We start from the raw sequence: 21,466 nt of genomic DNA, 5'->3' as shown, positions 1-21,466 counted from the left end.
CGCTAACCTGAGGCATTCATCACCGACTCTGCGGATCCTTCCATGTCTTCAGGCAAGATTCTCGTCGCCCAGGGCGGCGGCCCCACCGCCGTCATCAACCAATCGCTCGTCGGCGTGGTGCTGGAGGCCCGACGCCACCATGCGGTGCAGCGCGTCTACGGCGCCATGCACGGCGTGCGCGGCATCGTGAACGAGGATTTCCTCGACCTGACCCAGGAGACCAGCCACAATCTGGAGCTGGTCGCCGGCACGCCCGCGGCGGCGCTGGGCAGCACGCGCGACAAGCCCGATCTGGCCTACTGCCAGGAGATGTTCAAGGTGCTGCGCGCGCACCAGATCGAGCACTTTTTCAACATCGGCGGCAACGACAGCTCCGACACCATCCGCATCGTCGCCGAGGAGGCCGCCAAGGCCGGCTACCCGCTGCGCTGCATCCACATCCCCAAAACAATCGACAACGACCTGGTGCTGAACGACCACACGCCGGGCTTTCCCAGCGCGGCGCGCTTCGTGGCCCAGGCCTTTGCCGGCGCCAACCTGGACAACGCGGCGCTGCCGGGCGTCTATGTGGGCGTGGTGATGGGCCGCCACGCCGGCTTCCTGACCGCCGCCTCGGCGCTGGGCAAGAAGTTCCCCGATGACGGCCCGCACCTGATCTACGTGCCCGAGCGCACCTTCGAGATCCCCAAGTTCCTGGCCGACGTCAAGGCCGTGCACGAGCGCTACGGCCGCTGCGTGGTGGCCGTCAGCGAGGGCATCCACGACGCCAGCGGCCAGCCCATCCTGGCCCAGCTGGCCAAGGACCTGGAACGCGACGCCCACGGCAATGTGCAGCTCAGCGGCAGCGGCGCGCTGGCCGACCTGCTGTGCGAGGAAATCAAGCGCAATCTGGGCATCAAGCGGGTACGCGGCGACACCTTCGGCTACCTGCAGCGCAGCTTTGTCGGCTGCGTGTCCGACGTGGACCAGCGCGAGGCCCGCGAGGTGGGCGAGAAGGCCGTTCAGTTCGCGATGTGGGGCGACCGCAATGGCTCGGTGGCGATCAAGCGCACCGGCTTCTACTCGGCCGACTACGAGCTGCTGCCGCTGGAAGCCGTGGCCGGCAAGACCCGCACGATGGAGGACGAGTTCATCGCCCCCAGCGGCACCGACGTGACCGACGCCTTCCGTCTGTACCTGCGCCCGCTGCTCGGCTCCGGCATGCCGGATGCCTTCCGGCTGCGGCGGGCCAAGGTGGCGAGGATTCTGAAGGGCTGAAGTCTGCCCTGACCAGCCGTAGGGTTGACTGCAGCGGTGTGGCGCGGCGGGCGAGGGGGAGTTCGCTTGTCCTCATGTCCCCCGGCCTGCGGCCTCCTCCTTGACTTCGGCCAAGCGAACTCCCCCTCACCCGCTGCCAACGTTCTCGCACTGCTCGCGCGAGCAGTCCCGCAACCGCTGCCCCAGACAAGGAACGAGCGGCCAGGGACTGGCGGCGCTGTCGGGGGCGCCGAGGAGCGCAGGACTGCAGGGCAATCCCTTCTGACTGGCCCACACTGTTTGAGCACAGCGAGCCGCAGGCGAGCGGAGCGAGTTTGTGGGCCGCCCTGCAGTTCGAGCACCGCAGGGGAGTCGGCGCAGCCGACCGCCACCGTCTGCGACGACAGGCCCTGGCCGCTCGGGCCTTGGCTGCGCCACCACCTCCGCAGTCAATGACGTCGAGCGGACGCTCAGCGCAGCTTGCCGCCGCCCGCGTTCAGTTCAGCTTGGCCTTCAGCAACTCGCTGGCCTGCGCCGGGTTGGCCTTGCCCTTGGAGGCCTTCATGACCTGGCCGACCAGGGCGTTGAAGGCCTTGTCCTTGCCGGCCTTGTACTCCTCGACCGACTTCGGGTTGGCGGCGATGACCTCGGCGACGATGGCTTCCAGCGCGCCGGTGTCGTTCATCTGCTTGAGGCCCTTGGCCTCGATGATCGCGTCCACGCCCGAGGCATCGCCCGACCACAGTGCGTCGAACACCTGCTTGGCGGCGTTGTTGCTGATCGTGCCGTCCTGGATGCGGCCGATCAGCGCGGCCAGCGTGGTGGGCGCCACCGGCGCGTCGGCGATGTCGCGGCCTTCGGTGTTCAGGCGCTTGGAGACCTCGCCCATCAGCCAGTTGGCCACCAGTTTGGGCTGGCGGCAGGCGTCGCGCGCGGCCTCGTAGAAGCGGGCGAAGGCCAGGCTCTGCGTCATCATCGTCGCGTCGTAGGCCGGCAGGCCGTCCTGCGAGACGAAGCGCTCGGCCATGGCGCGCGGCAGCTCGGGCATCTCGCCCTTCACGCGCTCGACCCACTCGGGGGCGATCACCAGCGGCGGCAGGTCGGGGTCGGGGAAGTAGCGGTAGTCGGCCGAGTCCTCCTTGCTGCGCATCGCCCGGGTCTCGCCCTTGTCGGGGTTGTAGAGCACCGTGGCCTGCTGGATGCTGCGGCCGTCCTCAATCTCGTCGATCTGCCAGTTGACCTCGTAGTTGACCGCATCCACCAGGAAGCGGAAGCTGTTGAGGTTCTTGATCTCGCGCCGCGTGCCGTAAGGCGCGCCGGGCTTGCGCACCGACACGTTCACATCGCAGCGGAACGAGCCCTCCTGCATGTTGCCGTCGCAGATGCCCAGCCACATCACCAGCGCGTGCAGCGTTTTGGCGTACTCCACCGCCTCCTGGGCCGAGCGCATGTCGGGCTCGGAGACGATCTCCAGCAGCGGCGTGCCGGCGCGGTTCAGATCGATCCCCGACTGGCCGTGGAAGTCCTCGTGCAGGCTCTTGCCCGCGTCCTCTTCCAGGTGGGCGCGGGTCAGGCGCACCGTTTTCTTGGTCTCGCCGACGAAGAACTCCACCAGCCCGCCCTGGACCACCGGGATCTCGAACTGGCTGATCTGGTAGCCCTTGGGCAGATCGGGGTAGAAGTAGTTCTTGCGGGCAAAGATGCTGAGCGGCGCCACCTTGGCGCCCACCGCCAGGCCGAAGCGGATGGCCCGCTCCACCGCGGCGCGGTTGAGCACCGGCAGCGTGCCCGGCAGCGCCAGGTCCACCGGGCTGGCCTGGGTGTTGGGCTCGGCGCCGAAGGCGGTGGCGCTGCCGCTGAAGATCTTGGACTGGGTGGACAGCTGGACGTGGTTCTCCAGGCCGATCACGACCTCGTAGCCACGCACGAGTTGGGGCGTTGTCATCTCAAAAGCCCTCCGGGGTGCGGAGGTGGACATCGGTGGCCTGCTGCAGTGCATGGGCGGCGTGCAGCAGCGTGCCTTCCTGGAAGTAGTTGCCGATCAACTGAAGTCCGACCGGCATGCCGCCGGCGCCGAAGCCCGCCGGCACGCTCATGCCGGGCAGGCCGGCCAGGCTGGCAGGCAGCGTGAAGATGTCGGCCAGGTAGGCCTGCAGCGGATCGCCCCCCTGCTCGCCGATGTGCCAGGCCACCGTGGGGGCGACCGGGCCGGCGATGACGTCGCACTGCGTGAAGCAGCGCTGGAAGTCGTCGGCGATCATGCGGCGCAGCTTCTGCGCCTGCAGGTAGTAGGCGTCGTAGTAGCCGTGGCTCAGTACATAGGTGCCGATCATGATGCGGCGCTTGACCTCAGGCCCGAAGCCCTCGGCGCGGGTCTTGCGGTACATGTCCAGCAGGTCGTCGTACTGGGCGGCGCGGTGGCCGAACTTGACGCCGTCGAAGCGGCTGAGGTTGGAGCTGGCCTCGGCGGGGGCGATGATGTAGTAGACGGGAATGGACAGCTCGGTGCGCGGCAGGCTCACGTCCACCAGCGTGGCGCCCAGCTGCTCCAGCTGGGCCAGCGCGGCGCGCACGGCGCCGTTCACATCGGCCGCCAGCGCCGCCGGGAAGAACTCGGCCGGCAGGCCGATGCGCAGGCCCTTGAGCGGCTGCGAGGCGGTGGCCTCGGCGCGCGGCGTGTTCATCAGCGCCAGGTAGTCGGGCGCGGGGCGCTCGGCGCTGGTGCTGTCGCGCTCGTCAAAGCCGGCCATCGCCGACAGCAACAGCGCGCAGTCCTCGGCACTGCGCGCCATCGGCCCGGCTTGGTCCAGGCTGGAGGCGAAGGCGATCATGCCGTAGCGGCTGCACACGCCGTAGGTGGGCTTGATGCCGGTCAGGCCCGAGAAGCTGGCCGGCTGGCGGATCGAGCCGCCGGTGTCGGTGCCGGTGGCGGCCGGGATCAGGCGCGCGGCCACCGCGGCGGCCGAGCCGCCCGAGGAGCCGCCGGGCACCCGGGTGGTGTCCCAGGGGTTCTTCACCGGCTGGAAGGCCGAGTTCTCGTTGGCCGAGCCCATCGCGAACTCGTCGCAGTTGAGCTTGCCCAGGCTGACCGTGCCAGCGGCCTTCAGGCGGGCCACCACGGTGGCATCGAAGGGGCTGCGGTAGCCCGCCAGCATCTTCGAGCCGGCGGTGGTGGGCATGTCGGCGGTGACGAAGATGTCCTTGTGGGCGATCGGCACGCCGCACAGCGGGCCCACCGGCCCGGCGGCGCGGGCGGCGTCGGCGGCCAGCGCGGCGGCCAGCGCGCTGTCGCGGTCCAGGTGCAGGAAGGCGCCCAGCTCGGCGTGGGCCTCGGCGCGGGCCAGCAGCGCGGCGGTCAGCTCGACGCTGGAGACCTCTCCCGCGGCCAGCGCGCGCGACGCGGCGGCCACGCCCAGGGTGTGCAGCGGCGCGCTCATTCGATCACCTTGGGCACGAGGAACAGGCCGTTCTCGACGGCCGGGGCGCTGCGCTGGTTGGCCTCACGCTGGTTGCTTTCGGTCACGGCGTCCTCGCGCAGGCGCAGGTGCACGTCCATCGCTGCCGACAGCGGCGTGAACAGCGGCTCGACACCCTGGGTGTCGACCTTGCCCATCTGCTCGACGATGTCGAAGAAGCCGTTGAGTTGCGTGAGCATCGCCTGCTGCTCGGCGCCGGAGAGGTCCAGCCGCGCGAGGTGGGCGATGCGGTCCACGTCCTCGGAAGAGAGTGCCATGGTGGATGCGGGTGAAATAGAGCCTGGCGCAGCGGCCCTGGGCGGTCTGGAAACCGCCGGAAAGTGCCGGTTGCCGTGCGTAAAAAACGGGCAGCCGCCCCGGGTGAACAGGGGGTGATGCGGTATTATCTCCGGTTATCCACAACCGCCCGTGGCGCGGGTGTTGGCAGTCTTGTGCTGCCAGCCGTCAGCCACCTCTGCCGCCCCACCCGATTCATGCATCGCCCCCTGGCCGATGGTCCCGCTGGTCTGCCCGAAGAGGCAGCAGGGGAACGCCTCGGGGCTGCCCTGACCTGACGCCTGTTTCCATGTTCGCTTCGCTGCGCCGCTATTTCTCCACCGACCTTGCCATCGACCTGGGTACCGCCAACACGTTGATCTACGTGCGCGGCAAGGGCATCGTCCTGGATGAGCCCTCGGTCGTCTCGATCCGCCACGAGGGCGGCCCGAGCGGCAAGAAGACCATCCAGGCCGTGGGCCACGAGGCCAAGGCCATGCTGGGCAAGGTGCCCGGCAACATCGAGGCCATCCGCCCGATGAAGGACGGCGTGATCGCCGACTTCACCGTCACTGAGCAGATGCTCAAGCAGTTCATCAAGATGGTCCACCCGCGCTCGGTGCTCAAGCCCAGCCCGCGGATCATCATCTGCGTGCCCTGCGGCTCTACCCAGGTCGAGCGCCGCGCGATCCGCGAATCGGCGCTGGGCGCCGGCGCCAGTGACGTGTACCTGATCGAGGAGCCGATGGCCGCGGCCATCGGTGCCGGCCTGCCGGTGAGCGAGGCCAGCGGCTCGATGGTGGTGGACATCGGCGGTGGCACCACCGAGGTGGGCGTCATCTCGCTGGGCGGCATGGTCTACAAGGGCTCGGTCCGTGTCGGCGGCGACAAGTTCGATGAAGCCATCATCAACTACATCCGTCGCAATTACGGCATGCTGATCGGCGAGCCCACCGCCGAAGCCATCAAGAAGCAGATCGGCAGCGCCTTCCCCGGCTCCGAGGTCAAGGAGATGGAGGTCAAGGGCCGCAACCTGTCCGAGGGCGTGCCGCGCAGCTTCACGATCTCGTCCAACGAGATCCTTGAAGCCCTGACCGACCCGCTCAACCAGATCGTCAGCGCCGTCAAGAACGCGCTGGAGCAGACCCCGCCCGAGCTGGGCGCCGACATCGCCGAGCGCGGCATGATGCTCACCGGCGGCGGCGCGCTGCTGCGCGACCTGGACCGCCTGCTGGCCGAGGAAACCGGCCTGCCGGTGCTGGTGGCCGAGGACCCGCTGACCTGCGTGGTGCGCGGCTGCGGCATGGCACTCGAGCGCATGGAGCGCCTGGGCTCGATCTTCACCAGCGAGTAAGGCCAGGGCCACCATGCAGGAGCCGGCACCTTCGACACGGGGCCGGCTTCTTCGCTTCCCACCCCTCCCCGCCTGAGGCGCCATGCTCGGCACCCTCGACCGCACCCCGCCACCCTTCTTCCGCCAGGGCCCCTCGGCCCTGACGAAGCTGGTGCTGTGCACGGCGCTGGCGCTGTTCCTGATGGCGGCCGACGCCCGCTTCACGATGACCCAGCCGCTGCGCGCCGCCATGGCCACGCTGCTGCTGCCGGCGGTGCGCCTGCTCGACCTGCCGGTGGCCGGCTGGCGCGCCGCGCTGGACTATGCCGGCGGCCTGCGCTCGGCGCTGAGCCAGGTGCAGTCGCTGGAGGCGCGGCTGGCGCAGCAGGCCGAGCGCTCGTCGCGCGTGGACCGGCTGACGCAGGAGAACGAGCGCCTGCGCGCGCTGCTCGAGCTGCGGCCGGCGGTCACCGTCAAGTCGCAGGCCGCCGAGGTGCTCTACGAGGCGCCCGATCCCTTCTCGCGCAAGGTCTTTCTCGACCGCGGCAGCCAGCACGGCATCGTCGCCGGCTCGCCGGTCATCAATGAAGACGGCGTGCTGGGCCAGGTGACCCGCGTCTACCCGCTGTCGTCCGAGGTGACGCTGCTGGTCGACAAGGACGCCGCCATTCCGGTGCTCAATGCGCGCACCGAGCACCGCAGCGCAGCGTTCGGTGGCGGCGGGTCCGGCCACACGATGGAGTTGCGCTTCATGGCGGGCAATGACGACGTCCAGACTGGCGACGTGCTGACCACCAGCGGCGTCGACGGCGTCTATCCCGCCGGCCTGCAGGTGGCTCGCGTCACCGCGGTGGATCGGCGCAGCGACTCGGCCTTTGCCCGCATCACGCTGGCACCCACCGCGCTGCCCGATGGCGTGCGCCATGTGCTGGTGCTGGAGCCGCTGGCCGCGCAGCAGCCGCCCCGTCCGCAGCCGCCCGAGCCCGAGCGGGGCGCGTCCAAGCCGCACCGCGGAGGACGCCGCTGATGATCATGCCGCGCGGATCCGACCAGCTGCTGCTGCCGGTCAACCCCGTCTTCCTGTGGTTCACGCTGGTGATGGCGCTGCTGCTGAACATGGTGCCGCTGGGCCCGCACCCGGCGCTGCCCGACCTGGTGGCGCTGGTGCTGGTGTTCTGGAACGTGCACCAGCCGCGCCGCGTGGGCGTGATCGCCGCCTTCGTCTTTGGCCTGCTGGTCGACGTGCACCAGGGCGCGCTGCTGGGCCAGCATGCGCTGGCCTACACGCTGCTGTCCTACCTGGCCATCACCATCCACCGCCGGGTGCTGTGGTTCAGCCTGGCCGAGCAGGTGCTGCACGTGATGCCGCTGTTCGCCGCCGCCCACCTGGTGACCTTGCTGGTGCGGCTGGCCGCTGGCGACGGCCTGCCCGGCTGGGGTCTGCTGCTGGCACCGGTGGCCGAGGCCCTGCTGTGGCCGGTGGCCAGCTGGCTGCTGCTGGCGCCGCAGCGCCGGCCGCCGGATCCGGACGAGAACCGGCCGCTGTGAACGCCAGCGGCGAGCCTGCATGACGGAGTTACGCAATCTTGAGCGCGAGCTGGATCGCTTCCGGCTGCGCGTCTTCGCGGCGGCGGCCTTCGTGCTGCTCGGCTTCTCGCTGCTGGTGGCGCGTCTGGTCTACCTGCAGGTGCTGCGCCACGAGGAGTTGTCCACGCGGGCCGAGGCCAACCGCATTGCGGTGGTGCCCATCGTGCCCAACCGCGGTCGCATCATCGACCGCAACGGCGTGGTGCTGGCCACCAACTACACCGCCTACACGCTGGAGATCACGCCGTCCAAGGTGGATGACCTGGAGGCCACGATCAACGCGCTGGCCGAGTTCATCGACATCCAGCCGCGCGACCGCCGTCGCTTCAAGCGCCAGCTCGACGAGAGCAAGAGCTTCGAGTCGCTGCCGATCCGCAACCGCCTGTCCGACGAGGAGCTGGCGCGCTTCATGGCCCAGCGCTACCGATTTCCCGGCGTGGACGTGAAGGCGCGCCTCTTTCGCAACTACCCCTATGGTGAGCTGGCCAGCCACCTGATCGGCTACATCGGCCGCATCAATCAGGCCGAAAAGCAGGCCATGGAAGACTGGGACGAGGAAGCCCAGGCCAACTACCGCGGCACCGAGTACATCGGCAAGCTGGGCCTGGAGCAGGCCTACGAGAGCCAGCTGCACGGCACCACCGGCTTCGAGCAGATCGAGACCTCGGCCGGCGGCCGCGCGGTGCGCCGCCTCGACAGCCTGCCCGCCACGCCGGGCAACACCCTGGTGCTGTCGATCGACATCAAGCTGCAGGCGCTGATCGAGGAGCTGTTCGGCAGCCGCCGGGGCGCGCTGGTGGCGATCGACCCGCGCAACGGCGAGGTGCTGGCCTTCGTCAGCAAACCCACCTTCGACCCCAACCTGTTCGTCGACGGCATCGATGTCGAGAACTGGCGCGAGCTCAACGAGTCGATCGACAAGCCGCTGCTCAACCGCGCCTTGCGCGGCACCTACCCGCCAGGCTCCACCTACAAGCCCTTCATGGCGATTGCCGCGCTGAACTCCGGCAAGCGCAGCCCCTCGGTCATCATCAACGACCCGGGCTACTTCATGTTCGGCGGCCACCGCTACGGCAGCCCCGAGAACGAGCGCGGCGGCGCGATGGACATGCGCCGCTCGATCGTCGAGTCGAGCAACGTCTACTACTACACGCTGGCCAACGAGATGGGGGTGGATCTGATCCACGAGCAGCTCTCGCCCTTCGGCTTCGGGCGGCGCACCGGCATCGACCTGGAAGGTGAGGTCACCGGCATCCTGCCGTCCACCGAGTGGAAGCGCCGCACCTACAAGCGCCCCGAGCAGCGCAAGTGGTATGCCGGCGAGACCATCTCGCTGGGCATTGGCCAGGGCTACAACAGCTTCACCATGCTGCAGGTGGCCAGCGCCATGGCCACGCTGGCCTCGGGCGGGCAGCGCTTCGAGCCGCGCCTGGTGCGCGAGGTCGAGGACCTGGTCTCGCGCGAGCGCCACCCCGTCGAGAAGAAGCCGCTCGAGCCGCTGCCACTCAAGCCCGAGCACGCCCAGGTCGTGCTGCAGGCGATGCACGGCGTGACGGTGGGCGGCACCTCGGCCCGGGTCTTTGCCGGTGCGCCCTACCAGAGCGGCGGCAAGACCGGCACCGCCCAGGCCGTGGGCATCCGCCAGAACGAGAAGTACAGCGCCGCGCGCCTGGCCGAGCACCTGCGCGACCACTCGCTGTATGTCGCCTTCGCACCGCTGGATCAGCCGCGCATCGCGCTGGCGCTGGTCGTTGAGAACGCCGGCTGGGGCGCGGCTGCCGCGGCGCCGATCGCCCGCCGCGTGTTCGACTACGTGCTGTTGGGCCAGTACCCCAACGCCGACGACATTGCCGCCACGCAGAAGGGCCAGTCGGCGGCGCCGATCGGGCCGACGCGGACCGTGGACAGCGTGCCGCTGCCCACGGCCAGCAACGCCACGCTGCTGGTGGCCGGACCGGCGGCGTCGGGGCCGGTGCCTGCGGCCTCGGCGGCGTCGTCGGCGGCCAGCGCTGCCAGTGGAGGTGCGCGATGAGCGTGGTGTTCGAGCGGCCGTCGCTGTGGCAGCGGCTGCGGCCGGTGTTCAGCGGCTTCGACCTGCCGCTGATGCTGGGCCTGATGGTGCTGGCGGTGCTGGGCATGGTGACCATGTACTCCGCGGGTTTCGATCACGGCACCCGCTTCGTCGACCACGGGCGCAACATGCTGATCGCGGGCCTGGTGCTGTTCGCGGTGGCGCAGATCTCGCCGCAGCGCCTGATGCAGCTGGCGGTGCCGCTCTATACCCTCGGCGTGGCGCTGCTGATCGCCACCGCGCTGTTCGGCATCACCAAGAAAGGGGCCACCCGCTGGCTGAATCTGGGCATCGTGATCCAGCCCAGCGAGATCCTGAAGCTGGCCATGCCGCTGATGCTGGCCTGGTGGTTCCAGAAGCGCGAGGGCCAGCTGCGCACGCTGGACTTCATCGCCGCCGCCGGCCTGCTGCTGTTGCCGGTGGGCCTGGTGGTCAAGCAGCCCGACCTGGGCACCGCGATCCTGATCCTCAGCGGTGGGCTGTACGTGATCTTCTTCGCCGGCCTGTCCTGGCGCCTGATCCTGCCGGTGGTGCTGGCCGCCGCGGTGGGCATCGGCGCGCTGGTGAGCTTTGGCGATGCGATCTGCGAGCCCGACGTCAAATGGCCGCTGCTGCGCGACTACCAGAAGCACCGCGTGTGCACGCTGCTCGACCCCAGCAAGGACCCACTGGGCAAGGGCTTCCATATCATCCAGGGCATGATCGCGATCGGCTCCGGCGGCCTGACCGGCAAGGGGCTGATGCAGGGCACCCAGACCCACCTCGAGTTCATCCCCGAGCGCACCACCGACTTCATCTTCGCCGCCTTCGCCGAGGAGTTCGGCCTGCTGGGCGTTCTCACACTGATCGCCACCTTCAGCTTCGTGCTGCTGCGCGGCCTGACGATCGCCGCCGAGGCGCCCACCCTGTTCACCCGGCTGCTGGCCGGGGCCATCACGCTGTCGATCTTCACCTACGCCATGGTCAACATGGGCATGGTCAGCGGCATCCTGCCGGTGGTGGGCATTCCGCTGCCCTTCATCAGCTACGGCGGCACGGCGATGACCACGCTGGGCCTGGCACTGGGGATGCTGATGTCCATTGCCCGCAGCCGGCGGCTGATGCAGAGCTGATCAAGCCGACGGGTTAGGCTCGACGGTGACCGGAAAACGCAGCGTGAAGCGCGCCCCCGGCCGCTCGCTCGCGGGCGCCAGCCGCGCGGCTGAAATGCTCAGCTCGGCGCCGTGCCGCTCGGCAATCTCCTTGACGATGGCCAGGCCCAGGCCGCTGCCGTCGACCTCGGTGCCCAGTGCGCGGTAGAAGGGCTGCAGCACCAGCTCGCGCTCGGCCTCGGGAATGCCCGGGCCGTTGTCTTCCACCTCCAGCACCACCACCTGGCCGAACGGATCGGGCGTGATGCGCACGGTGACCGTGCCGCCCTCGGGGGTGTACTGCAGCGCGTTGTCGACCAGGTTGCGAATGGCCTCGCGCACCAGCAGCGGCTGGCCGGTCAGACGCGGTGCGCCGTCGGCGCTGTCGGGACCCTCGTAGCCCAGGTCGATGCGCTTGTCCATGGCCTTGGGCACGAAGTCCTGCACGGTCTCGGTGGCCAGCCGCACCAGGCTGTAGGCCTGCTGGCGGCGGGCCTGCTCCTGGTCCTCGGCGCGCGCCATCGACAGCAGCTGGTTGACCATGTGCGCCGCGCGCTGGCTGCTCAGCGAGATTTGCTGCAGCGAGCGCTTGACCGACTTGGGGTCGGAGCCGGCGTCGATCTCGCGCTGCGCCAGCTCGGCCTGGGTGCGCAGACCGGCCAGCGGCGTCTTGAGCTGGTGCGCGGCATCGGCCAGGAAGTGCTTGTGGGTGGCCATCGACTGGTCCAGCCTGGCCAGCAGGTCGTTGATCGAGCGCACCAGCGGGGCCACTTCTTCAGGGGCGTCGTGCTCGTCGATCGGGCTGAGGTCGCCGCTCTCGCGCTGGCGGATGCGCTGCTGCAGCTGGTTCAGCGGGGCAATGCCGCGCGCCAGCGCAAACCACACCAGCAGCACCGCCAGCGGCAGGATGACGAACTGCGGCAGGATCACGCCCTTGATGATCTCGGTGGCCAGGCGCGAGCGCTTGTCCAGGGTCTCGGCCACCTGCACCAGCAGCACCCGCGGGTGGCTGCCGGGGCGCAGCGCGGCGATGCGCACGGTCTCGTTCTGCAGCGATTCGTCGCGAAAGGCCAGCTCGCCCACCACCAGCCGGTCCAGCTCGGGAGGCGGCAGCTCGCGGTCGCCGGCCAGCAGCTCGCCGCGCGGGCCCAGGACCTGGAAGTAGATGCGATCGACATCATCGCTGCGCAGCAGCGCGGCGGCCGACTCGGGCAGCTTCAGCGGGGCGTCGGGGGCTGCCGCCACCGATTCCACCGCCATTTGCTGGGCGATCATGCGGGTCAGCTGGCCCAGGTCGCGGTCATAGGGGCGGGCGGCGATGTTCTGCGCCACCAGCCAGGTCAGCGCCACGCTCATCGGCCACAGCAGCAGCAGCGGGGCGAGCATCCAGTCGAGGATCTCGCCGAACAGCGAGTGCTGTTCGCGCGGCGCCGGACCGGGCGCGACGAGGGGCGGGAAGACTCTCACGCTCTCAGTCGCACGCCGCCCGACCCGGGCTCAGGCCGCGATCTTCTCGAGGCAGTAGCCCAGGCCGCGCACGGTGGCGATGCGGATCGGGCCCTGCTCGATCTTCTTGCGCAGGCGGTGGATGTAGACCTCGATCGCGTTGTTGCTGACCTCTTCGCCCCACTCGCACAGGCGCGCCACCAGCTGGTCCTTGCTGACCAGTCGGCCGGCGCGCTGCAGCAGCACCTCGAGCAGCGAGATCTCGCGCGCCGAGAGCTCGATCATCTGGTCGTTGATGTAGGCCACGCGGCCGGTGGCGTCAAAAGTGAGCGGGCCGTGCTTGATCACGCTGGAGGCGGTGCCCAGCCCGCGCCGGGTGAGGGCGCGCACGCGGGCTTCGAGCTCCTGCAGCGAGAAGGGCTTGGCCATGTAGTCGTCGGCGCCCAGGTCCAGCCCCTTGACGCGCTGCTCCACCGAATCGGCAGCGGTGAGGATCAGCACCGGCATCGACGAGCCGCGGCCACGCAGCTTGCGCAGCACCTCCAGGCCGTGCATGCGCGGCAGGCCCAGGTCCAGGATCACCAGGTCGAACTCGTGGGAGGCCAGCGCCGCGTCGGCTTCAGTACCGCTGCCGACCTGGTCGACCGCATAGCCGTTGCCACGCAGCGTGCGCAGCAGGCCGTCGGCCAGCACCTGGTCATCTTCCGCAATCAGGATGCGCATGGCATGTCTCCACGGGGCTCTCGTTATGGTCCAGCGCGGGCCGGTATGCTGATTTTAGGCAGGCCCTGGGCCCCTGTCTGTCGACACTCACCCGGTACTGTACGAATATCCAGCTTTGCTGCCATAATCGCGCCGAACTCAGGAGATCACCATGGACGCCCCCACCAAGACCCTCAACCCCGAAAAGGCCAAGGCCCTGCAGGCTGCGCTGGCCCAGATCGAGAAGCAGTTCGGCAAGGGCTCGATCATGCGCCTGGGCGAGGGCGAGGCGGTCGAGGACATCCAGGTGGTCTCCACCGGCTCGCTGGGTCTGGACATCGCGCTGGGCGTGGGTGGCCTGCCGCGCGGCCGGGTGGTCGAGATCTACGGCCCTGAATCCTCCGGCAAAACCACCCTCACGCTGCAGGTGGTGGCCGAGATGCAGAAGCTCGGCGGCGTCGCCGCCTTCATTGACGCCGAGCACGCGCTGGACACCGGCTACGCCCAGAAGCTGGGCGTGAACCTTCAGGAACTGCTGATCAGCCAGCCCGACACCGGCGAGCAGGCGCTGGAAATCGTCGATTCGCTGGTGCGCTCCGGCGCGGTCGATCTGGTCATCATCGACTCGGTCGCCGCCCTCACGCCCAAGGCCGAAATCGAAGGCGAGATGGGCGACCAGCTGCCCGGCCTGCAGGCCCGCCTGATGAGCCAGGCGCTGCGCAAGCTGACCGCCACCATCAAGAAGTCCAACTGCATGGTGGTCTTCATCAACCAGATCCGCATGAAGATCGGCGTGATGTTCGGCAGCCCCGAAACCACCACCGGCGGCAATGCGCTGAAGTTCTATTCCTCGGTGCGCCTGGACATCCGCCGCATCGGCTCGATCAAGAAGGGCGACGAGGTCATCGGCAACGAAACCCGCGTCAAGGTCGTCAAGAACAAGGTCTCGCCGCCGTTCAAGGAAGCCGAGTTCGACATCCTCTACGGCGAAGGCGTCAGCCGCGAGGGCGAGATCATCGACCTGGGCGTCAATGCCCGCATCGTCGAGAAGGCGGGTTCCTGGTACTCGTACAACGGCGAGAAGATCGGCCAGGGCAAGGACAACGCCCGCGAGTTCCTCAAAGAGAACCCCGACCTGGCCCACGAGATCGAGAACAAGGTCCGTGCCGAACTGGGCGTGCGCCTGCTGCCCAACGCGGTCAGCGCCGAGTAATCCCCGCTGGGCGCGGCTGGCATGGCCCGCGAGCCCCTGGGCCTGAAGGCCTATGCGCTGTCGCTGCTGGCCCGGCGCGAGTACAGCCGGCAGGAGCTGCGCGGCCGCCTGATCACCCAGGCGCGCAAGCGTGCGCAGTGGGCGGCCACCGATCCGTTGGGGGGCGCCGCCGATCCGCTGCAGGCCTTTTTCGACGGTGACGCCTTGCCGGCCACCGCCGCCGAACCTGACCCCGAAGCCCTGGCCGCCGAGGTCGACACCGTGCTCGACTGGCTGGCCGAGCGCCGCCACCAGAGTGACGCGCGCTTCATCGAGTCGCGCGTGCACGCCCGCGCGCCCAAGCTGGGCCAGGCGCGCATCCGCCAGGAGCTGGCGCGCCATGGTGTCGAGCTCGATGCCGACACCCAGCAGGCGCTGAAAGACTCCGAGGCCGAGCGCGCCCGCGCGGTCTGGCGCAAGCGCTTTGGCGAACCCGCCACCGACCCCGCCGAGCGCGCGCGCCAGATGCGTTTTCTGGCCGCGCGGGGCTTTGCGCCGGCGCTGATCCGGCGCATTGTCGGCGGCCGCGACGACGACTGAACCCGGCCCCGCCGGGTTTCACCATGCAGGATGCTGCATCGCAACATGCGTGCTACAGTCGCCGCCGGTCTGAAACCGCCCTGAAACCTGCCTGTTCCCGGGCAGCTGCAGGCCGGCCCCGCGGGTCGGTCCGTCAGCCAATTGGCAGGAAAGTGCCGCACAATCCGGCGCCGGCGAGCAGTGTGCATCAGCATTTCGTCATACGAAATTTTCCGCCTGCTCATTCGTCCTGAACCCACGACAAGCCTCCCATGAAGATCCACGAGTACCAAGGCAAGGAAATCCTGCGCCAGTTCGACGTGCCGGTGCCCCGCGGCTACCCGGCATTCAACGTGCAAGAGGCCGTCGAAGCGGCACAGAAGCTGGGCGGTCCGGTCTGGGTGGTCAAGGCCCAGATCCACGCCGGTGGCCGGGGCAAGGGCGGTGGCGTCAAGGTCACCAAGACGCTCGACGGCGTCAAGGACCTGGCCGGCCAGATCCTGGGCATGCAGCTGGTCACGCACCAGACCGGCGCCGAAGGCCAGAAGGTCCGCCGCCTCTACATCGAGGAAGGCGCGGACATCCAGAAGGAGTACTACGTCTCCATCGTGACCGACCGCGCCAGCCAGAAGGTGGCTTTCATCGCCTCGAGCGAGGGCGGCATGGACATCGAGGAGGTCGCGCACAGCACCCCCGAGAAGATCATCACCGAGGTGATCGATCCGCTGACCGGTCTGGGTGACGCCCAGGCGCGCAAGATCGCCACGGCGGTCGGCCTGCCGGCCGGCTCGCACGACCAGGCCGTCAAGCTGTTCCAGAACCTGTACCGCTGCTACATGGAGACGGACGCCTCGCTGGTCGAGATCAACCCGCTGAACTGCGACTCCAAGGGCAACCTGATCGCCCTGGACGCCAAGTTCAACTTCGACGCCAACGCCCTGTTCCGCCACCCCGAGATCGTCGCCTACCGCGATCTGGACGAAGAGGACCCCGCTGAAGTCGAGGCCTCCAAGTTCGACCTGGCCTACATCAGCCTGGACGGCAACATCGGCTGCCTGGTCAACGGCGCTGGCTTGGCCATGGCCACCATGGACACCATCAAGCTGTTCGGCGGCGAGCCGGCCAACTTCCTGGACGTCGGCGGCGGTGCCACCGCCGAGAAGGTCACCGAGGCCTTCAAGATCATGCTTAAGAACCCGGACGTCAAGGGCATCCTGGTCAACATCTTCGGCGGCATCATGCGCTGCGACACCATCGCCGAAGGCGTGATCACCGCCTGCAAGGCCGTCAACCTGCAGGTGCCGCTGGTCGTGCGCATGAAGGGCACGAACGAGGAACTGGGCAAGAAGATGCTGGCCGAATCCGGCCTGCCCATCATCGCCGCCGACACCATGGCCGAAGCTGCGACGAAGATCGTCGAAGCCGTCAAGTAATCCACCACCGCGGATACCGCACCGAGCCCGTCGCCGGGCCGCCCCAAGACGGGCGAGATCCCCCCGGGGGATCGGTTGCGGTACCCCGCAAACGAGGGGCACCATCACCATGTCGATCTTCATCAACAAGGACACCAAGGTCATTACCCAGGGCATCACGGGCAAGACCGGTCAGTTCCATACCCTGGGCTGTCAAGCCTACGCCAACGGCAAGAACTGCTTCGTTGCCGGCGTGAACCCCAAGAAGGCGGGCGAGAAGTTCTCCGAGATCCCCATCTACGGCACCGTCAAGGAAGCCGCCAGCCAGACCGGCGCCACCGTGTCGGTGATCTACGTGCCGCCCGCGGGCGCCGCCGCCGCGATCTGGGAAGCCGTCGAGGCTGACCTGGACCTGGCCATCTGCATCACCGAAGGCATCCCCGTGCGGGACATGCTGGAGGTGCGCAACAAGATGAAGGCCAAGGAAGCCGCCGGTGGCAAGAAGACGCTGCTGCTGGGCCCGAACTGCCCCGGCCTGATCACCCCGGAAGAGATCAAGATCGGCATCATGCCCGGTCACATCCACCGCAAGGGCCGCATCGGCGTGGTCTCGCGCTCGGGCACGCTGACCTATGAAGCCGTGGCGCAGCTGACCGAGATCGGCCTGGGCCAGTCCAGCGCCGTCGGCATCGGTGGCGACCCGATCAATGGCCTCAAGCACATCGACGTGATGAAGGCCTTCAACGACGATCCGGACACCGACGCCGTGATCATGATCGGCGAGATCGGCGGCCCCGACGAGGCCGAAGCCGCCCGCTGGGTCAAGGCCCACATGAAGAAGCCGGTGGTCGGCTTCATCGCCGGTGTCACCGCCCCTCCGGGCAAGCGCATGGGCCACGCCGGCGCGCTGATCTCGGGCGGCGCCGACACCGCCGATGCCAAGCTCGCCATCATGGAAGAGTGCGGCTTCACGATCACCCGCAACCCGTCGGAAATGGGCCGCCTGCTCAAGGGCCTGCTCTGATCCCCGGGCGTTTCGCCTGACCCCGCACGGGCCGCAGCATGCGGCCCGTGTGCTTTTCGGCCGGCGCCGGATCTGTAGTTCCACGCACGACGCACCAGCCTGCTGCACCTACACTGCGGCCCGAACCCAGCTCCCCACGAGAACACCCCATGGACCAGTTCATGCACGCCGAATTCTGGATCGCCGTCGGCCAGATCATCATGATCGACATCCTGCTGGGCGGCGACAACGCGGTGGTCATCGCGCTGGCCTGCCGCAAGCTGCCGGCCCACCAGCGCACCCAGGGCATTCTGTGGGGCACGGCCGGTGCCATCGTGCTGCGCGTGGTGCTGATCTTCTTTGCGCTGGCGCTGCTGGCCATTCCGTACCTGAAGATCGCCGGTGCCGCGCTGCTGATCTGGATCGGCGTCAAGCTGATTGCGCCGGGCGACGAGGAGGAGCACGGCAACATCGAGGGCAGCGACAAGCTCTGGGGCGCCGTGAAAACCGTCATCGTGGCCGACCTGGTGATGAGCGTCGACAACGTCATCGCGATCGCCGGCGCTGCGCAGTCCGCCGGGGGCGATCACCAGATGCCGCTGGTCATCTTTGGCCTGCTGGTCAGCATCCCGATCATCGTCTGGGGCAGCCAGATGGTGATCAAGCTGATGGACCGATTCCCCGCCATCATCGTGCTGGGCGGCATGCTGCTGGGCTGGATCGCCGGCACGATGGCCGTGTCCGACCCGGCGGTGATGGCCTACCTGCCCACCACGCCGGCCGCCCGGCCGGAGCTGCCGCCCGAGGTGGTGTCCACGGTCCGCTACGGCGCCGGCATCGCAGGGGCACTGCTGGTCTATCTGATCGGCAAGCTGGTGCAGTCGCGCATGCCCGCCGCCGAGGCCTGATCCCACCAACTGGGGACGCCCAAGGCGCCAACGCTGGCGCACCCCTGTGTTAAGGTCCCGCCACCTGAATCCCCGAGTGGTAGGTGTGCGAGATGCCCTTGACCGGCGCCGGCTTCTGGCAGCGTGCGCTGCGCCTGTGGCAGCGGCCACCGGACACCGAGCCTGAGCCCGAACTGCCCATCCCCGGCGAGATGCCGGGCATCCGCATCGGCGGCTTCGCCTTGGTGCGCACCGTGGCGCAGGGCAGTTTCGGTGAGCTGCACCTGGCCACCGACCCGGCCTCGGGCCTGCCTGTGGCCCTGAAGACCGTGCGCTTCGCGGGCCACGACCTCACCCGAGAACGCTTCCTGGCAGAGTCAGCCGCCGCTGCTCGCCTCAGCCACGAGTCCATCGTCGCCACCTACGCCTCAGGCATCGATGGCCTGGGTGATGCGGCCTATGGCTGGATTGCCATGGAGTGGGTCTCCGGGCACGACCTGAGTCGCTACGCCAGCTCGCCCTGGCTGCTGCCCGAGCGACTGGCCCTGGAGCTGCTGGCTCGCGTGGCCGACGGGCTGGCCCATGCGCACGCCCAGGGCGTGATCCACCGCGACCTCAAGCCCAGCAACATCCTGGTCAACCTGGCGCAGAACGTGGTGAAGATCGCCGACTTCGGCTGCGCCCGCCTCAGCGATGCCGACCGCAGCCGCTCGGGCGTGATGCTGGGCTCACCGGTCTATATGGCACCGGAGCAGGTCCTGGGCGGCGCCATCGACGGGCGCTGCGACCTCTACGCCCTCAGCGCCCTGGCCTGGCAGCTCTTCACAGGACGCCCGCCACTCGAGGCGACCTCGCTGGCCGAGCTGCTGCAGGCCATCGTCCACCGCCCGCCGGACCTGCTCAGCAGCGTGCGCCCCGACCTGCCGCCGCTGCTGTCCGACATCCTGCAGCGCGGGCTGTCCAAGTCACCCGCCGACAGGCAGCGTGACGCATCGCACTGGGCACGGGAGCTTCGGCTCGTTGCCGCCACACTGCCTCCCACTCGGAACACGCCGGATGCGCCACCACTCGGGCTCCCAAGGCACAATGACTGATTCCGCTTCCCCCGCACCCGCTGACGTGCCCCCCCTGCTCGAATTTGCCAGCCTGACCGACACCGGCCGTGCCCGGCACAACAACGAGGACACGGTCAAGCTCGACCCTCTGCTGGGCCTGGCCGTGTTGGCCGACGGCATGGGCGGCTACAACGCCGGCGAGGTGGCCAGCGATCTGGCCGCTGGCCGCGTGCTGGAGCAGCTGTCCGCCTGGCTGCGCCAGTCGCCCGGCCCGCACGATGACGACAGCATCCGCCGTGCCCTGGCCCAGGCCACGCAGCAGGCCAATCACGCGGTGCACGAGGCGGCCGGCAGCCGCGCCGAGTACGCCGGCATGGGCACCACGCTGGTGTCGGCGCTGTTCGCCACCGACTCGGTCTGGATCGCCCACGTTGGCGACTCGCGCGCCTACCGCCTGCGCGGGGCGCTGTTCGAGCAGCTCGGCCGCGACCATTCGCTGCTGCAGGAACAAATTGACGCCGGCCTGCTCACCCCTGAGGAGGCCAGCTACTCCATGCACCGCAACCTGGTCACCCGGGCGGTGGGTGTGGAGCCTGAGGTGGTGGCCGATGTGCATGCCCACGACCTGCGTGGCGGCGACGTCGTGCTGCTGTGCTCCGATGGCCTGTCCGACATGCTTCCAGACGTCGTCATCGCCCAGGTGATGCGCAGCCACGAGTCGCTCGAGGCCATGGCCCAGGCCCTGGTCGATGCCGCCAACGCCGCGGGTGGACGGGATAACATCGCCGTCGTGCTGGCCCGGGTGCGCGGAGGTTTGACCCGGGCCGGACGCGGCTGGTGGCCCTTCCGCCGCTGAGCGTCCGCCCGGTGACAAGACACGAAACAAGGATTCCCATGAGCAAGCTGGTCGTCTCCCTCGACAACGTGGTGATCAAAGAGTTCCAGATCACCAAGGACCGCACCACGCTTGGCCGGCGTCCCTACAACGACATCGTGATCGACAACCTGGCGGTCAGCGGCGAGCACGCCGTGCTGCTGGCGGTGGGCGATGACGTCTACATCGAAGACCTCAACAGCACCAACGGCACCTACATCAACGGCAAGGCGATCAAGAAGCAGCTGCTGGTGCACAACGACACCGTCGAGATCGGCAAGTACCGCATCAAGTACCTGACCGAAGAAGTCGCCGACTACGAGAAGACCATGGTGTTGCGCCCCGGTCAGCACCCGGCCAGCGGCCCGGCCACGGTGCCGCCCTCGGTGTCCATGCTGCCTGCCTCGATCAAGGTGCTCAACGGCGGCGCGGCCGGCCGCGAGGTGCTGCTGACCAAGGTGGTCACCACGGTGGGCAAGCCGGGCATGCAGGTGGCGTCCATCTCCAAGCGCCCGAATGGCTATGTGCTGGCCCATGTCGAGGGCACGGCGCGGCCCTCCATCAACGGCAGCCAGCTGACCGAGGACGTGGCGCCACTGAAGAACGGCGACGTCATCGACCTGGCGGGCACCCAGATGCAGTTCATCCAGGGCTGAGAGCCCGCGCGCCTGTCGCCCGTCGGCTGCGCCCATGCTGCGCCGACTGACCCGCCGCAGCGGCCCCTGGCTGGCGGCCCTGCTGTGGCTGATTCCGCTGCTGCTCAGTGCGGCCCAGGGTCCCTGGCAGGTGGTGGACCGCCTGGAATGGCTGAGCGACGACCTGCGCCTGCGCCTGCTGGCCCCCGATCCCGCCGGCCCCCACCCTGATATCGCCATCGTCGACATCGACGAAGCCAGCCTGCAGGCCCTGGGCCGCTGGCCCTGGCCACGTCAGCGGCTGGCCGCGCTGGCCGACGAGCTGTTTGACCGCCAGCGTGTCGCGGCCTTGGGCTTTGACATGGTGTTTGCCGAGCCCGACGACGGCCACGCCGCTGAACTGCTGGCCCAGGTCCCGCCGCACAGCCCGCTGCGTGCGGCTGCCCAGGCGCTGGCGCCCGCGCTGGGCGGTGACCGGCCGCTGGCCGACGCGCTGCGCGGCCACCCCGCGGTGCTGGGCTGGTACCTCAGCGCCGACCGCGGCGGCCAGCGCCTGGGCCCGGTGCCGGCGCCGGCCGCCCCCGTGCCGGCCG

The 21,466-nt window shown here is 69.0% G+C and carries 20 protein-coding genes; 15 read left to right on the top strand and 5 right to left on the bottom strand.

The genetic code is table 11. The features are described 5' to 3' along the window. Positions 1–42 precede the first annotated feature (42 nt). The gene (locus KAK06_RS18580; RefSeq protein ID WP_210803644.1) at positions 43–1,257 is read left to right on the top strand and encodes a 6-phosphofructokinase; all 1,215 of its coding nucleotides are present in this window, start codon (positions 43–45) and stop codon (positions 1,255–1,257) included. A gap of 475 nt (positions 1,258–1,732) precedes the next feature. Here KAK06_RS18580 and gatB read toward each other — a convergent pair whose 3' ends face one another. The 3 genes from gatB to gatC are packed head-to-tail and all read right to left on the bottom strand — an operon-like array spanning position 1,733 to position 4,969. Continuing rightward, entirely contained in the window at positions 1,733–3,181 is a 1,449-nt protein-coding gene (gene gatB, locus KAK06_RS18575) for an Asp-tRNA(Asn)/Glu-tRNA(Gln) amidotransferase subunit GatB (protein WP_210803643.1), read from the bottom strand. Between the two features lies 1 nt (position 3,182). Then, on the bottom strand, positions 3,183–4,673 hold the full coding sequence (gene gatA / locus KAK06_RS18570; RefSeq protein WP_210803642.1) for an Asp-tRNA(Asn)/Glu-tRNA(Gln) amidotransferase subunit GatA: 1,491 nt from the start codon (positions 4,671–4,673) through the stop codon (positions 3,183–3,185). Next, positions 4,670–4,969, bottom strand: coding sequence for an Asp-tRNA(Asn)/Glu-tRNA(Gln) amidotransferase subunit GatC (gatC, locus tag KAK06_RS18565; RefSeq protein WP_210803641.1), 300 nt, complete (start codon positions 4,967–4,969; stop codon positions 4,670–4,672). The genes gatA and gatC overlap by 4 nt, the downstream gene beginning before the upstream one ends. 308 nt (positions 4,970–5,277) lie before the next feature. On the opposite strand from gatC, the gene KAK06_RS18560 reads away from it, so the two are divergent. The 5 genes from KAK06_RS18560 (at position 5,278) to rodA (ending at position 11,070) form a co-directional block, all read left to right on the top strand. After that, on the top strand, positions 5,278–6,321 hold the full coding sequence (locus KAK06_RS18560) for a rod shape-determining protein (protein WP_210803640.1): 1,044 nt from the start codon (positions 5,278–5,280) through the stop codon (positions 6,319–6,321). Between the two features lie 82 nt (positions 6,322–6,403). Continuing rightward, positions 6,404–7,327, top strand: a complete 924-nt coding sequence (gene mreC / locus KAK06_RS18555) for a rod shape-determining protein MreC (RefSeq protein ID WP_210803639.1) — start codon at positions 6,404–6,406, stop codon at positions 7,325–7,327. Further along, on the top strand, positions 7,327–7,848 hold the full coding sequence (mreD, locus tag KAK06_RS18550; protein WP_210803638.1) for a rod shape-determining protein MreD: 522 nt from the start codon (positions 7,327–7,329) through the stop codon (positions 7,846–7,848). The genes mreC and mreD overlap by 1 nt, the downstream gene beginning before the upstream one ends. A gap of 19 nt (positions 7,849–7,867) precedes the next feature. After that, complete coding sequence (mrdA, locus tag KAK06_RS18545; RefSeq protein WP_210803637.1) at positions 7,868–9,919, top strand: penicillin-binding protein 2; 2,052 nt, start codon at positions 7,868–7,870, stop codon at positions 9,917–9,919. Beyond that, entirely contained in the window at positions 9,916–11,070 is a 1,155-nt protein-coding gene (rodA, locus tag KAK06_RS18540) for a rod shape-determining protein RodA (RefSeq protein ID WP_210803636.1), read from the top strand. Before mrdA ends, rodA begins: the two co-directional genes overlap by 4 nt. Here the strand turns inward: rodA and KAK06_RS18535 are convergent, their stop codons facing one another. Both KAK06_RS18535 and KAK06_RS18530 read right to left on the bottom strand, forming a co-directional pair. Beyond that, entirely contained in the window at positions 11,071–12,474 is a 1,404-nt protein-coding gene (locus tag KAK06_RS18535; protein ID WP_210803684.1) for a sensor histidine kinase, read from the bottom strand. Between the two features lie 111 nt (positions 12,475–12,585). Further along, the gene (locus KAK06_RS18530) at positions 12,586–13,257 is read right to left on the bottom strand and encodes a response regulator (protein WP_210803635.1); all 672 of its coding nucleotides are present in this window, start codon (positions 13,255–13,257) and stop codon (positions 12,586–12,588) included. Positions 13,258–13,408: 151 nt separating this feature from the next. Here KAK06_RS18530 and recA point away from each other — a divergent pair, with 151 nt between their 5' ends. The 9 genes from recA to KAK06_RS18485 all read left to right on the top strand — a co-directional run. Then, complete coding sequence (gene recA, locus KAK06_RS18525; protein ID WP_210803634.1) at positions 13,409–14,449, top strand: recombinase RecA; 1,041 nt, start codon at positions 13,409–13,411, stop codon at positions 14,447–14,449. Positions 14,450–14,470: 21 nt separating this feature from the next. Further along, positions 14,471–15,028: a regulatory protein RecX gene (locus KAK06_RS18520; RefSeq protein WP_210803633.1), complete on the top strand. Its 558-nt coding sequence runs from the start codon at positions 14,471–14,473 to the stop codon at positions 15,026–15,028. A 251-nt stretch (positions 15,029–15,279) separates the two neighbouring features. Further along, positions 15,280–16,440, top strand: a complete 1,161-nt coding sequence (gene sucC / locus KAK06_RS18515; RefSeq protein ID WP_210803632.1) for an ADP-forming succinate--CoA ligase subunit beta — start codon at positions 15,280–15,282, stop codon at positions 16,438–16,440. 109 nt (positions 16,441–16,549) lie between these two features. Continuing rightward, entirely contained in the window at positions 16,550–17,443 is an 894-nt protein-coding gene (gene sucD / locus KAK06_RS18510) for a succinate--CoA ligase subunit alpha (RefSeq protein ID WP_210803631.1), read from the top strand. 149 nt (positions 17,444–17,592) lie between these two features. Beyond that, on the top strand, positions 17,593–18,330 hold the full coding sequence (locus KAK06_RS18505; protein ID WP_210803630.1) for a TerC family protein: 738 nt from the start codon (positions 17,593–17,595) through the stop codon (positions 18,328–18,330). 92 nt (positions 18,331–18,422) lie between these two features. Beyond that, a complete protein-coding gene (locus KAK06_RS18500; RefSeq protein WP_210803629.1) occupies positions 18,423–19,403 on the top strand; it encodes a serine/threonine-protein kinase in 981 nt (326 codons plus the stop codon). 25 nt (positions 19,404–19,428) lie between these two features. Then, the gene (locus KAK06_RS18495; protein ID WP_310741120.1) at positions 19,429–20,220 is read left to right on the top strand and encodes a Stp1/IreP family PP2C-type Ser/Thr phosphatase; all 792 of its coding nucleotides are present in this window, start codon (positions 19,429–19,431) and stop codon (positions 20,218–20,220) included. Between the two features lie 38 nt (positions 20,221–20,258). Next, entirely contained in the window at positions 20,259–20,894 is a 636-nt protein-coding gene (locus tag KAK06_RS18490; protein ID WP_210803627.1) for an FHA domain-containing protein, read from the top strand. 34 nt (positions 20,895–20,928) lie between these two features. Beyond that, positions 20,929–21,466, top strand: a 538-nt coding sequence (locus tag KAK06_RS18485; protein ID WP_210803626.1) for a CHASE2 domain-containing protein, incomplete at its 3' end; no start/stop codon positions are given.

The sequence above is a fragment of the Ideonella aquatica genome (assembly GCF_018069755.1).
Classification (GTDB): domain Bacteria; phylum Pseudomonadota; class Gammaproteobacteria; order Burkholderiales; family Burkholderiaceae_C; genus Ideonella; species Ideonella aquatica.
This window is presented reverse-complemented; position numbering and strand designations above follow the sequence as displayed.

Coding starts and splice junctions, on each gene's coding strand:
- KAK06_RS18580 (WP_210803644.1), top strand. CDS start 43: ATGTCTTCAGGCAAGATTCTCGTCGCCCAGGGCGGCGGCCCCACCGCC.
- gatB (WP_210803643.1), bottom strand. CDS start 3,181: ATGACAACGCCCCAACTCGTGCGTGGCTACGAGGTCGTGATCGGCCTG.
- gatA (WP_210803642.1), bottom strand. CDS start 4,673: ATGAGCGCGCCGCTGCACACCCTGGGCGTGGCCGCCGCGTCGCGCGCG.
- gatC (WP_210803641.1), bottom strand. CDS start 4,969: ATGGCACTCTCTTCCGAGGACGTGGACCGCATCGCCCACCTCGCGCGG.
- KAK06_RS18560 (WP_210803640.1), top strand. CDS start 5,278: ATGTTCGCTTCGCTGCGCCGCTATTTCTCCACCGACCTTGCCATCGAC.
- mreC (WP_210803639.1), top strand. CDS start 6,404: ATGCTCGGCACCCTCGACCGCACCCCGCCACCCTTCTTCCGCCAGGGC.
- mreD (WP_210803638.1), top strand. CDS start 7,327: ATGATCATGCCGCGCGGATCCGACCAGCTGCTGCTGCCGGTCAACCCC.
- mrdA (WP_210803637.1), top strand. CDS start 7,868: ATGACGGAGTTACGCAATCTTGAGCGCGAGCTGGATCGCTTCCGGCTG.
- rodA (WP_210803636.1), top strand. CDS start 9,916: ATGAGCGTGGTGTTCGAGCGGCCGTCGCTGTGGCAGCGGCTGCGGCCG.
- KAK06_RS18535 (WP_210803684.1), bottom strand. CDS start 12,474: ATGCTCGCCCCGCTGCTGCTGCTGTGGCCGATGAGCGTGGCGCTGACC.
- KAK06_RS18530 (WP_210803635.1), bottom strand. CDS start 13,257: ATGCGCATCCTGATTGCGGAAGATGACCAGGTGCTGGCCGACGGCCTG.
- recA (WP_210803634.1), top strand. CDS start 13,409: ATGGACGCCCCCACCAAGACCCTCAACCCCGAAAAGGCCAAGGCCCTG.
- KAK06_RS18520 (WP_210803633.1), top strand. CDS start 14,471: ATGGCCCGCGAGCCCCTGGGCCTGAAGGCCTATGCGCTGTCGCTGCTG.
- sucC (WP_210803632.1), top strand. CDS start 15,280: ATGAAGATCCACGAGTACCAAGGCAAGGAAATCCTGCGCCAGTTCGAC.
- sucD (WP_210803631.1), top strand. CDS start 16,550: ATGTCGATCTTCATCAACAAGGACACCAAGGTCATTACCCAGGGCATC.
- KAK06_RS18505 (WP_210803630.1), top strand. CDS start 17,593: ATGGACCAGTTCATGCACGCCGAATTCTGGATCGCCGTCGGCCAGATC.
- KAK06_RS18500 (WP_210803629.1), top strand. CDS start 18,423: ATGCCCTTGACCGGCGCCGGCTTCTGGCAGCGTGCGCTGCGCCTGTGG.
- KAK06_RS18490 (WP_210803627.1), top strand. CDS start 20,259: ATGAGCAAGCTGGTCGTCTCCCTCGACAACGTGGTGATCAAAGAGTTC.